The organism is Nibricoccus aquaticus (assembly GCF_002310495.1).
Taxonomy (GTDB): Bacteria; Verrucomicrobiota; Verrucomicrobiia; order Opitutales; family Opitutaceae; genus Nibricoccus; species Nibricoccus aquaticus.
On the sequence record NZ_CP023344.1, the window covers coordinates 671,910 to 684,195 of the forward strand.

Genomic DNA, 12,286 nt, shown 5'->3' on the forward strand with positions numbered 1-12,286 from the left:
GAGTGAGTTACTTCTTGAGGCCCTGGACGAAGCGCTCGGTGCGGTTACATGCCTCGATGATCTGATCGTAGCTTGTCGCAAAACACGCGCGCACGTGGCCGATGCCGTTCTCGCCAAACGCAGCGCCCGGCACGACCGCGACCTTCTCCTTTTCGAGCAGGCCAAACGAAAATTCCTTCTCGGTGAGCCCGGTCGATTTGATCTCGGGAAACGCGTAGAACGAGCCGCGCGGCGAATGACACGTCAGGCCGATTTCGTTGAAACGGCGCACGATCAAATCGCGGCGGCGATGATACTGCTCGCGCATCTTGAGCACGCTGTCCCAGCCGCGCGTGAGCGCTTCGAGCGCAGCTTCCTGAGCGACGATCGAGGCACACAGCATCGTGTACTGGTGAACCTTCATCATCGCATCGATCAGCGCCGCCGGTCCGCACGCATAGCCGATGCGCCAGCCAGTCATCGCGAACGCCTTCGAAAAGCCGTGGAGGAAAATCGTCCGCTCCGCCATTCCCGGCAGGCTCGCGATGCTCGTGTGTACGCCGTCGAACGTGAGCTCCGAGTAGATCTCGTCGCTCAACACCAGCAGGTCCTTCTCGCGGCAGAACTCCGCGATCTTGGTCAACTGCTCGAGACTGCACGTGCCGCCCGTGGGATTGCACGGCAGGTTCAGCATCAAAATCTTCGCACCCGGTTTCCACGCGGCGCGCAGCGCTTCAGCCGTCAGCGCGAAATTATCTTTCGCGTACGTCGGCACCGCGATGCCCTGCGCATGAACCAGCGCCACACTCGGGCTGTACGAGACGTAGCACGGCTGGTGAAACATCACCGTATCGCCCGGATTGCAGAACGCGCGCAGCGCCAGATCGATCGCCTCGGACACGCCAACGGTGACGATCACTTGGTCCTCCGGGCGATAACTCACCGAGAAATGCTCGGCCACGTAGGTCGAGATCGCGCGGCGCAGCTCGATCATGCCGAGATTCGACGTGTAGTAAGTTTTGCCGCGCTCGAGGGCGAAGATCGCCGCCTCGCGCACATGCCACGGCGTCACGAAATCGGGTTCGCCCACGCCGAGCGAGATCACGTCCTGGCCCTTCATCTTGGCGACCAGTTCAAAGAAATCGCGAATGCCACTCTTAGGAAGCGCGGCCACGTGGCCCGCCACCCAACGTTTCGGGTCGGTGCTCATCAAAATGTTCTCCTTAGATTGAAGGTTAAGGAGCGACGTTGAGCCGCGACGAGTTGCGCTCGGTATCGCGAAGCAGGAAGCCCTGCTCCTTGTAGCACCGTAGCATGAAATGGGTGGAAGTCGAAAGCACGCCCTCGATGCTCGAGAGCTTTTCCGACACGAACGCGGCGACTTTTTGCAGCGATCCGCCCTTCACGAAAACCAGGAGATCGTAGCCACCCGACATCAGGTAGCAGGACTCGACCTCATCGAAGCGCGCGATGCGCTCCGCGAAACGGTTGAAGCCACCGCCGCGTTCCGGCGTGACCTTCACTTCGATGACCGCGCGAACCGAGGCGGCTGCGGCTGCCTCGTGCGAGAGATCGAGCACCGGACGCCAGCCGAGGAAGATGTTATCTTTCTTCAACTGCTCCAGGTGCTGTTCGACTTGCGACACGGACAAGCCCGCAACTTGCGCCATTTGCGCCGTCGTGAGACTGCCGCCTTCGAGTAACAGCTTGAGAACAGGGTTCATAAGGGACGCGGACCTTCGCAGAAACGCGCCCGGCTAATCCACACAAAAGTTCACGCCGCTCACACATCCCGCCTCCCGCGAAACCGGCACAGTCTTGCCCCCTTAGCTTCTTCACACCCGCTTCCCTTAAAATTCCCCGGCTAACGTCATCGCGCCTAAGGCGTTTTCCTCACAGCCGCAGCCCGAGTTTCCGTTAAATCACCGCCCTCCCTGGCCGATGTATGACTAAAAGCGGAGAGCTGTTTCACCATGAACATTTTGATCGCAGACGACGAGGAGGGCTTTCGCGGCCTATTGCGCGATGCGCTCGGCTCGGACCCCACCATCCAACTCACCAGTGCGTGCAACGCCATGGAAGCCTGGTGGCACCTGAGCGACCTCGAACAACGTTTCGATGTCGGCATCTTCGACATCAAGATGCCCCAGGTAAACGGCTTCTCCCTGCTCAAACGCGTCCGCTCCTGCCCGCGCTACCGCCACCTTCCGGTCATCGTCTGCAGCGGTAACAACGACCGCGAAACCATTCTCCAGTCCGGCCAGCTCGCCGCCAGTTACTACCTGGTGAAGCCCTTCAAACTGGAAAACCTCCTCTCTAAAATCCAGGAGTTCGGCCAACGCCGCCGCCCCGTCGCCTCCGCCCGCCTTCCCTCCAGCTCCAGCGCGTCACCCATTCCCGGAGCGAGCTGAGTCGTTTTTCTGTAAGCCATGCAAGCGCGAGGGAGAATCACCCGGAGCCACCAACACCGGTCACCTCCCTGCTTGCTCGAATCGATTTCGTTCATGCGCGAATCGTTCACGAAAATCAGGCACCGCCTCGCCGCGAATTACAGTCGTCTCAACCGCACCCCCAGCGCTCTTCAGAGGCAGAACAGCTCACGCCCTTATGAAGTAAATACTTCATACAGGCATTTCCACGGCTGTGGTTTCTTAACCTGCATACCTGTGTGCCGATGCACGTCCCCGGAGGAAAAAATGTCTGCTACGTTTATTAACTCACTTCCACAACCCGTTCAGTCGTCTGTACCCGCACGCACGACTAGCATGACTCCGCCCGCGTCCGGCGTCGCGCGAAGGATGACACGATACTGACCATGGACCGACGCTTCAACTGGCGGACTCTCCACTGGCGCTCCCTGCTCCAGTCATCCGCAATCCGTTCGTTCTCTCGCACCGCTCCCGCGCGCACCTCTGACCTATCCGCGTCAGCATACGCGCTCACCAGCACGACGCCCCCCGCGCCCGCCGCCGACATCCGCGCGCGTCTCTCCGCGACGCTCCCGAAGTTCGAGCGCCTCTGCGTCACCGGCGGCGAAAAACTCGAAACTCTCTGCAACGGCTCCACCCAACTCGTCGCCGACTGCTCCGCCCTCCTTGAAATCGCCAGCGGCCGCCTTAATGGCCAGAGCCTCGCCCGCGCCACCCTCGATCTTCTCGCCGGCCCGCTCGGCTACCTCGATTTCTGCCGCGATCGCCACACCGAGCTCCTTCAGCGCCTCTCCGCCTGCGAAGATCGCACGCGCTCCATGATCGAGGTCCGCGCCCGCATGCACACCACGCTCGCGCCGCTCACCTACATGACCGTGCTCTTCAAAATCGAGTCGGCCACCCTCTCCGAAGAATTCCGCGAAACCTTCGCCACCGTCACCACCGAGATCGACCGCATGCGCCAGCTCGTGGACGAGACCTTCACCAAAAACGCCGAGCTCCTCGCCAACGCCCACACCACCCTCGCCCGCGTCCGCGAATCGCTCGAAAAAGACTTCCGCTCCCGTTTCGCCCACATCGCCGCCCGCCGCCGCCAGATCGACGACACCATCCGCCTTCTCGACGACCAGCTCGCGCAAAATACCGAGCGCGACTCCGTCCTTCGCCGCCAGAGCCAGACCATCGCCACCGAGGTCTCGCAAATCGTCCAGGCCCTCCAATTTCAAGACATCGTCCAGCAAAAATCCGACCACGTCCTCTCCGCTCTCGACGCGTGGAAAAACGAATCGCCCACCCAGCCGCTCGCCCGCCTCCAGGCCCTCCAGCTCGAAGCCGTCGCCACGGACATCGCCGACGGCCACCAGACAGTTTCCACCGGCCTCTCCCGCATCCGCGCCTCCATCGAGCGCTTTGACGAAAACACCCGCCAGCTCGACACCCTCGCCGACATCGCCTCCCCCGACGGCATGGTGAAACGCCTCCTCGATTCGATCGCCGAAGTCCACGCGATGATCCACGGCCTCGCTGACACCACCGCGCAAACCCACGAGGCCATCCGCCCCGCCGGCGATCTCGCCTCCAGCCTTTCCTCCACCCTGGTCGAGCTAGCGACCAACATGCGCCTCATCGCGCTCAACGCCCAGATACGCTCCGTCCAGATCGGCGACCTCACCGGCCTCGAAACCCTCGCTTCCCGCACCGCTTCCATCTCCGCCGAAATCGATGGCGTCAGCGAAGAAAGCTCCCACGCCCTCGCCGCCCTCCGCGTCGATCTCGACGCCATGTTCGCCACCTTCGAGGAATTCCGCCGCCTCGGCTCCGAACAAATCATCGCCCTCGACGCCGACCGCCCCGCCGCCGAATCCCGCCTCCACACGCTCCGCGAACGCGCCACCACCAGCCAGGAGTCAATCGCCGTCTCCATCGAGTCGCTCCAGTCCTGTGCCCGTGAATTCGATACCACTCTCGCCGGGCTCCCGCCACTCCGCACCGAAATCACCGCCGCCGCCAGTGCCCTCCACACGCTGAGCGAAACATTCCCCGCCTCCTCCGCGTCCGACCTCAGCACGCACACCGCGCGCTATACGATGGCCTCCGAGCACGCCACCGCCGCCGCTCTCTTGGGTACCGCCACCGTCGCCTCCGCATCGGCCTCCACCGGTACCACCGACGCCACCCCCGAGCTCTTCGACGCCGCTCCGTCCGCCTCCGCTTCGGTTCCCACGCCCACCACCGCCTCCTCCAACATCGAACTCTTCTGATCCGCCTCCTCCGGCGGACCGGCACTTATCCAAGCGCCGCCTCCGCTCCCGGTCTCCACTTCACCCCTACCGCATCACTAACCGCCTCTCACTTCTCACACCATGAAACGCACCGTACTCGCCATCGACGACGCCCTCACCATGCGGAAACTCGTCTCCTTCACGCTGCGCACCGCCGGCCTCGACGTCGTCGAAGCCCCCGATGGAGCCGACGCCATCGAGCTGCTCAAAACCCGCAGCTTCGACCTCATCATCACCGACGTGAACATGCCCAGGCTCAACGGCATCGAGTTCACCCGTCAGGCCCGCCAGCTGCCGCACGGCAAGACCGTCCCGATTCTCATGCTCACCACCGAGTCCGATCCCGAGAAAAAAAATCTCGCCCGCGCCGCCGGTGCCTCCGGCTGGATCGTGAAACCATTCCAGCAGGAGCAGCTCCTCGCCGTCGTCGGCAAAGTCCTCCCCGGCGCCATCGCTCCCGCCGCCTGATCCCGATGAACACCGACCTCCAGCAGCAGTTCATCCGTGATCTCCTCACGGAAAGTTTCGAGGGCCTCGACCGCTACGACCAGGCCATCCTCCACCTCGAACAACACACCGCTGGCGACGACACCCTCAACGACATCTTCCGCGTCGTCCACACCCTCAAAGGCACCGCCGGCTGCCTCGGCTTTCACCAGATCACCAAGATCGCCCACGTCGGCGAAAACCTCCTCGACGCCCTCCGTAATCAACAGCTCGCCTTCTCGCCCAATATCGCTGCCGTCCTCCTCCGTCTCTCCGACGCCCTGCGCTCCCTCTTGCAGGCCATCGAGACCACCGGCCGCGACGAAGCCGCCGTCGATCCCGATCTCGTCACCGACCTCGAAGCCCTCCGCAACACGCTGACCAGCCCCGCCGAAAAATCCGCGCCTCCTCCCTCCGTATCCGGCAACTCACTTCCCGCCTCCGCGCTCCCCACATTCGAATCCGTCTCCCCCGCCGATCTCCCGCTCTCCGCCGACGAATTCGCCGCCGCCTCCCTCCTCAATCAACCCGCCGCCACCCCGCCCGCCCCCGCCTTCAATCAAGGCTGGGGCCTCTTCGACGACGAACCCGCCCCCGCGCCAACCGCCGCCCCCGCCGCAACTCCCGCGACCACCGCTCCCGTCGCCTCCGCCACCACACCCGCCACCGCGCACACCACGCCCGCCGTCCACACGACGTCTCCCTCCTCGTCCTCGGCCGCGCACGCCTCCTCGCACACCAACCACTCCACCGTCCGCGTCGACGTCGCACTCCTCGACAAGCTGATGAACCTCGTCGGCGAGCTCGTCCTCTCCCGCAACCAGCTCGTCCAACTTTCTCAAACCCGCAACGTCGCCCCCCGCGCCCTCAACGACGTCGCCCAGCGCTTCAACCTCATCACCAGCGAACTTCAGGAGGGTGTCATGAAAACCCGGATGCAGCCCATCGGCGGCGTGTGGGGAAAATTCCCGCGCATCGTCCGCGACGTCGCCCGCGAGCTCGGCAAGCAGGTTCGCCTCGAAATGGTCGGCGCCACCACGGAGCTCGACCGCACCGTCATCGAGTCCATCCGCGACCCGCTCACTCACATCATCCGCAACTCCATCGACCACGGCATCGAGTCGCCCGAGCGCCGTCTCGCCGCCGGCAAATCCGCCGAGGGCCACATCCTCATGCGCGCCTACCACGAGGGCGGCCAGGTCAACATCGAGATCATCGACGACGGCGCCGGCCTCAACCTCGCCCGCATCCGCCAGAAAGCCGTGGAGAAAAATCTCATCTCCGCCGCCGACGCCGCCGCGCTCTCCGACCGCGAAGCGACCAACCTCATTTTCCTCCCCGGTTTCTCCACTGCCGAAAAAATCACCAACGTCTCCGGCCGCGGCGTCGGCATGGACGTCGTCAAAACCAACATCGAAAAAATCGGCGGCTCCGTCGATGTCTCCAGCACCCTCGGCCAGGGCACCACGCTCAAGATCAAGATCCCGCTCACCCTCGCCATTGTCCCCGCCCTCATCGTCCGCGCCAGTGGCGAACGGTTCGCCATCCCGCAAGTCAGCCTCCTCGAACTCCTCCGCCTCGAAGGCCAGGCCGCGGCCGATGCCCTCGAAAAAGTCTACGACTCCCCCGTCTTCCGCCTCCGCGGCAATCTCCTCCCGCTCGTCTTTCTCCATCGCGAACTAAAACTCAAACCGCCCGCCGACGACACCGCTCTCAACATCGTCGTCCTTCAAGCCGACCAGCGTTCCTTCGGCCTCGTCGTGGACGCCGTCTGCGACACCGAGGAGATCGTCGTCAAACCCCTCGGCAAACACCTCAAGGGCCTCCCGATATACGCCGGCGCAACCATCATGGGCGACGGTCGCGTCGCCCTCATCCTCGACGCCCTCGGCCTCGCTCAACACGCCCGCGTCCTCAGCGAAAACCCCGACCGCGCCCGCACCTTCGCCGCCACCGAAAACGCCGCCGCCAGCTCCGCCGCACGTTCCCAACTCCTCCTCTTCTCCCTCCCCGGTCGCCCCCGCCTCGCCCTCCCGCTCGATCAAGCCGCCCGCCTCGAAGAATTTCCCGCCTCCGCCGTCGAATCCTCCGCCGGCCGCGAAGCCGTTCAATACCGCGGCCAGATCCTCCCGCTCCTCCGCCTCGCCCGCTTCCTCCCCGGCTCCTCCGCCGCGACGTCCGACGCCGACGGCCCGCTCCGTGTCATCGTGTATCGAAAATCCGGGCACTCCGTCGGCATCATCGTCGGCCAGATCCACGACATCATCGAGCACACCCTCGATCTCCAGCCCGGCTCACAAACCTCCGGCCTTCTCGGCTCCACCGTCGTACAGGGAAAAATCACCGACCTCGTCGACGTCGCCGCCGTCCTCCAAGCCGCCGGCTTCACCTCCGTCCGCGCCGCCTGATCCCCATGAAGACTCCTCACCAGCTCTGCACCTTCCACGTCGCCGGCCTCTTTCTCGGCCTCGATGTCCTCGCCGTCCAGGAAGTCCTCCGCGCCCGCGAGCTCGCGCTCATTCCGCTCGCCCCCGCCAACGTCGAGGGCCTCCTCAATCTCCGCGGCCAGATCGTCACCGCCATCGACCTCCGCCGCCGCCTCAGCTTCCCGCCGCGCGCCGCCGACGAGTCGCCCATGATCATGATCGTCCGCGACGAAGACGGTTGCGTCGCTCTCCTCGTCGACCGCGTCGGCGACGTCATCGAGGTCCAGGACGCCACCTTCGAACCCGCGCCCGACACACTTCCCGCCGCCATGCGCTCCTTACTCACGGGCGTTCACAAACTCCCCAAACAACTCCTCCACGTGCTCGACGCCCGCGAGATCACCGCCGCCTCCGCGCACGCCGCCTGATTCTCCGAAAACAAATTTCTCAAAACCAACCAACCAAAACCCGTCTCAATCCTCATCGCCATGATCACGCCCAGCTCCTCCATCGGCTCCCGCCGCTCCGCCAAATCCTCCGCCCCGTCCCGCAACGGCCGCGTCTCCGCCAAGTCCGCCAAAAAATCCGCCCCCGCCATCCCAGCCGCCGAGCACAACGCCCTCCTCGCCCGCCTTGCCGAGGTCGAGAACCGCCTCACCGCGCAAAACGACCTCCTCGCCGAGTACAAGGTCCGCGCCGAGATGACCAACCTCACCTCCATCGTCTCCGAAGCCGACCTCAAGGGCGACATCCTCTCCTGCAACGACAAGTTCTGCGAGGTCTCCCAGTACGGTCGCGACGAGCTCATCGGCCGCGGCCACAATACCACCCGCCACCCCGACATGCCCAAGGAGGTCTTCAAAGATCTCTGGGCCACCATCGGTCGCGGCAAAATCTTCCGCGGCGTCGTCAAGAACCGCAAAAAAGACGGCACGCCTTACTACGTCGACGCCGTCATCGCCCCCGTGCTCGGCGAAAACGGCAAGCCCCGCAAATACATCGGCGTTCGCTACGACATCACCGACCTCGAGATCGAGCGCCAGAACATGCGCGGCATCCTCGGCGCCATCGACTCCTCGTATGCGTTCATCGAGTTCACCACCGAGGGCAACATCCTCGCCGCCAACAAAAACTTCCTCGATACCACCGGCTACGCCCTCGACGAAATCAAAGGCCGCCACCACGCGATGTTCGTCGAGCCCGCCCAACGCGAATCCGCCGACTACCGCAAATTCTGGGCCGATCTCCGCGACGGACACATCCAGGCCGATACCTTCAAACGCATCACCAAGTCCGGCCGCGAAATCTGGATACAAGCTGTCTACGCTCCCGTGAAGGATGAGAAGGGCCGCGTCCAGAAGATCGTCAAAATCGCCACCGACATCACCGCCACCAAGGTCGATGCCATCAACAAATCCCGCCAGATCGATGAGATCAACCGCACCCAGGCCGTCATCGAATTCCTCGCCGACGGCACCGTCGTCTCCGCCAACGCCAACTTCCTCGCCGCCACCGGCTATACCTTCGACGAGATCAAGGGCCGCCACCACAGTACCTTCGTCGATCCCGCCCTCCGCGACTCCTCCGACTACCGCCAGTTCTGGCTCGATCTCAACGCCGGCCGCTTCCAGACCGCCGAGTTCAAACGCTTTGGCAAAGGTGGCCGCGAAATCTGGATACAGGCCACCTACAACCCGATGTTCGACGCCACCGGCAAGGTCGCCCGCGTCGTGAAATACGCCATCGACATCACCGCCCGCAAACAGGCCGAGGCCAGCCTCAAGAACACCCTCGCCGCCCTCACCCAAAACGCCCAGACCCTCGCCTCCGCCTCCGAGGAGCTCTCCTCCACCGCGCAGACCATGAGCAGCAACTCCGAGGAAACCGCCGCCCAGTCCGGCGGCGCCGCCTCCGCTGCCGAGCAGGTCAGCAAAAACGTCACCACCGTCGCCACCAGCGCCGAGGAGATGAGCGCCTCCGTGAAGGAGATCGCCAAAAACGCCGCCGAGGCCGCCCGCGTCGGCTCCGCCGCCGTCAAGGTCGCCAACGACACCAATCACACCGTCGAGAAACTCGGCGAGAGCAGCACCGAGATCGGCAAGGTCATCAAGGTCATCACCTCGATCGCCCAGCAGACTAATCTCCTCGCGCTCAACGCCACCATCGAAGCTGCCCGCGCCGGTGAGGCCGGCAAGGGTTTCGCCGTCGTCGCCAACGAGGTCAAAGAACTCGCCAAGCAGACAGCCGCCGCCACCGAAGACATCTCCGCCAAGATCGAAGCCATCCAGGGCGACACCCGCGGCGCCGTCTCCGCCATTGCTGAAATCTCCAAGGTCATCGCCCGCATCAACGACATCCAGAACACCATCGCCAGCGCCGTCGAAGAGCAGTCCGTGACCACCAACGAGATTGCCCGCAACGCCGGCGAAGCCGCCAAGGGCGCGACCGAGATCACCCGCAACATCGCCCACGTCTCGCAAGCCGCGCAAAGCACCTCCGCTGGCGCCAACCAGACCCTCGCAGCCTCCTCCGAACTCGCGAAAATGGCCGCCGACCTCAAGCGCATCGTCGACTCCGCCAACACCCGCTGAGCCGCGTAACGCGTCCAAACGTAGCCGCGCCCCTTAGGGCGTGGCCACGCAGGGGCAGTTCCTCCGCCGCCTTTCACTCTTCCCCCTTCACCCGTCACTCTTCCTTCCAGTGTCCCCCGTGCCGCCCAAACTCCGCGTCCTCATCGTGGACGACGCCGTCGTCATGCGCCGCCTCCTCACCGAGGCGCTCAAACGCGACCCGCGTATCGAAGTCGTGGGCACCGCTCCCAACGGACGCATCGCCCTGCAAAAAATCCCGCAGGTCAATCCCGACCTCGTCACGCTCGATATGGAGATGCCCGACCTCGACGGCCTCTCCACGCTCCGCGAACTCCGCCGCACCCACCCGAAGCTCCCCGTCATCATGTTCTCCGCGCTCACCCAGCGCGGAGCCGTCTCCACCCTCGATGCCCTCGCCGCCGGTGCCGACGACTACGTGACCAAGCCCGTCGAATCCTCCGACCTCGCCGCCTGCATCGCCCAGCTCGAAGCCGAGTTGCTTCCGAAAATCCACGCCCACTGCCGCGCCCTCACCACGCGCGTGCAACCCGCTCCGCCCACCGCCAACGCGCGCACCACGCCGCCTTTCGCCGGCCATCCCCGCTCCTTCGATCTCCTTTGCATCGGCACCTCCACCGGCGGCCCCAACGCTCTCGCCGAGCTCTTCCAGAAACTCACCGCCCCGCTCCCCGTGCCCGTCGCCATCGTGCAGCACATGCCGCCGATGTTCACCAAGCTCCTCGCCGACCGCCTCAACAACATCCCCGGCCACCTCCGCTGCCACGAAGCCGCCGACGCCGAGCCCATGCTCCCCGGCCACGCCTACCTCGCGCCCGGCGGCCGCCACCTCGCGATCAAACGCCAGCTCGACGGTACCTTCGTCACTCAACTCACCGACACCCCGCCCGAAAATTCCTGCCGCCCCGCCGTCGATGTCCTCTTCCGCACCGCCGCAGAAACCAACGCCCACATCCTCGCCGTTGTCATGACCGGCATGGGCAGCGACGGCCTCCACGGCGCCCGCCTCATCGCCGCCCGCGGCGGCCGCATCCTCGTTCAAGACGAGGCCTCCTCCGTCGTCTGGGGCATGCCCGGCGCCATCGCCCAGGCCGGCCTCGCCAACACCGTGAAACCCATCCCCGAGCTCGCCTTCGAGATCGTCCGCCGCCTCGGCTCCCCGCACCTCGCACCCGCATGATTTCCTCGCCCCCCATCGCGGTGCCGCTCGCCCCGGAAAATTTCACCTACGTCTGCGAACTGCTCGCGCGCGAGGCCGCCATCGTTATCGAACCCGGCAAGGAATACCTCGTCGAAACCCGCCTCGGCACCCTCGCCTCCCGCCGCAATTTCTCCTGCGCCAACGCCCTCGTGGCCCAACTCCGCACCACTCCAGGATTTCTCACACCACTCCACCGCGAGGCGATCGATGCCCTCACCACCAACGAAACCCTGTTCTTCCGCGACGGTGCTCCTTTCGATGCGCTCCGCGATCACATCATCCCTCAATTCCGCCTAAACAATCCCGGCCGCCCCTTCTCTCTCTGGTCCGCAGCCAGCTCCACCGGTCAGGAAGCCTACAGCGTAGCCATGCTGCTTGCCGAGCACTTCCCCGGTCTCCCCACCACACTGGTCGGTACCGATCTTTGCGCTGCTGTCGTCGCCCGCGCTCGCACCGGACTCTATCAACAGACTGAAGTCTCTCGCGGGCTTCCTCCCTCACTTCTTTCCAAATACTTCCAGCCCGTGAAAGACGGATGGCAACTGGTCGAGGATGTCCGCCGGCGGGCTGACTTCATCGAACTCAATCTCGCCAAACCCTGGCCAATCCTCCCCCGCTTCCACGTCGTGATGCTCCGCAACGTCATGATCTATTTCGACCTCGAAACCCGCCGCCGCATCTTGAATCAGGTGAAACAAGTCCTCGAGCCCGGCGGCTACCTCTGCCTCGGCGGCGCCGAAACCACCATCAACCTCGACCCCGCCTTCGAACCCGTCCCCTTCGGCCGCGCCACCTTCTACCGCGTCGTATGACGCCTTCCGCCTTGTAGGGCTCGCGCTCGCGCGACGCCTTCCGTTTCCGTCGTCACCACGCC

Annotated in this window: 10 protein-coding genes; 8 read left to right on the forward strand and 2 right to left on the reverse strand. The window is 64.5% G+C overall.

Annotation, left to right across the window (positions count from 1 at the left end):
- Positions 1–7: 7 nt before the first annotated feature.
- Both CMV30_RS02850 and CMV30_RS02855 read right to left on the reverse strand, forming a co-directional pair.
- Positions 8–1,189, reverse strand: coding sequence for a pyridoxal phosphate-dependent aminotransferase (locus CMV30_RS02850; RefSeq protein ID WP_096054621.1), 1,182 nt, complete (start codon positions 1,187–1,189; stop codon positions 8–10).
- A 25-nt stretch (positions 1,190–1,214) separates the two neighbouring features.
- A complete protein-coding gene (locus CMV30_RS02855; protein WP_096054622.1) occupies positions 1,215–1,703 on the reverse strand; it encodes an Lrp/AsnC family transcriptional regulator in 489 nt (162 codons plus the stop codon).
- 249 nt (positions 1,704–1,952) lie between these two features.
- Between CMV30_RS02855 and CMV30_RS02860 the strand changes: the two genes are divergently transcribed.
- From CMV30_RS02860 to CMV30_RS02895, 8 genes are all read left to right on the forward strand, one after another.
- Positions 1,953–2,390 carry a response regulator gene (locus CMV30_RS02860; RefSeq protein WP_096054623.1) on the forward strand — a complete coding sequence of 146 codons (438 nt, stop codon included), beginning with the start codon at positions 1,953–1,955 and terminating at the stop codon, positions 2,388–2,390.
- 404 nt (positions 2,391–2,794) lie between these two features.
- Positions 2,795–4,669, forward strand: a complete 1,875-nt coding sequence (locus tag CMV30_RS19715) for a hypothetical protein (RefSeq protein ID WP_096054624.1) — start codon at positions 2,795–2,797, stop codon at positions 4,667–4,669.
- Positions 4,670–4,771: 102 nt separating this feature from the next.
- On the forward strand, positions 4,772–5,158 hold the full coding sequence (locus tag CMV30_RS02870) for a response regulator (protein ID WP_096054625.1): 387 nt from the start codon (positions 4,772–4,774) through the stop codon (positions 5,156–5,158).
- 5 nt (positions 5,159–5,163) lie between these two features.
- Complete coding sequence (locus tag CMV30_RS02875) at positions 5,164–7,584, forward strand: chemotaxis protein CheA (protein WP_096054626.1); 2,421 nt, start codon at positions 5,164–5,166, stop codon at positions 7,582–7,584.
- 5 nt (positions 7,585–7,589) lie between these two features.
- Positions 7,590–8,030, forward strand: a complete 441-nt coding sequence (locus tag CMV30_RS02880; protein ID WP_096054627.1) for a chemotaxis protein CheW — start codon at positions 7,590–7,592, stop codon at positions 8,028–8,030.
- A 60-nt stretch (positions 8,031–8,090) separates the two neighbouring features.
- Entirely contained in the window at positions 8,091–10,193 is a 2,103-nt protein-coding gene (locus tag CMV30_RS20595) for a methyl-accepting chemotaxis protein (RefSeq protein ID WP_096054628.1), read from the forward strand.
- Positions 10,194–10,311: 118 nt separating this feature from the next.
- Complete coding sequence (locus CMV30_RS02890; protein WP_217494446.1) at positions 10,312–11,391, forward strand: protein-glutamate methylesterase/protein-glutamine glutaminase; 1,080 nt, start codon at positions 10,312–10,314, stop codon at positions 11,389–11,391.
- Positions 11,388–12,224, forward strand: a complete 837-nt coding sequence (locus CMV30_RS02895; RefSeq protein WP_096054629.1) for a CheR family methyltransferase — start codon at positions 11,388–11,390, stop codon at positions 12,222–12,224. The genes CMV30_RS02890 and CMV30_RS02895 overlap by 4 nt, the downstream gene beginning before the upstream one ends.
- Positions 12,225–12,286: the final 62 nt, after the last annotated feature.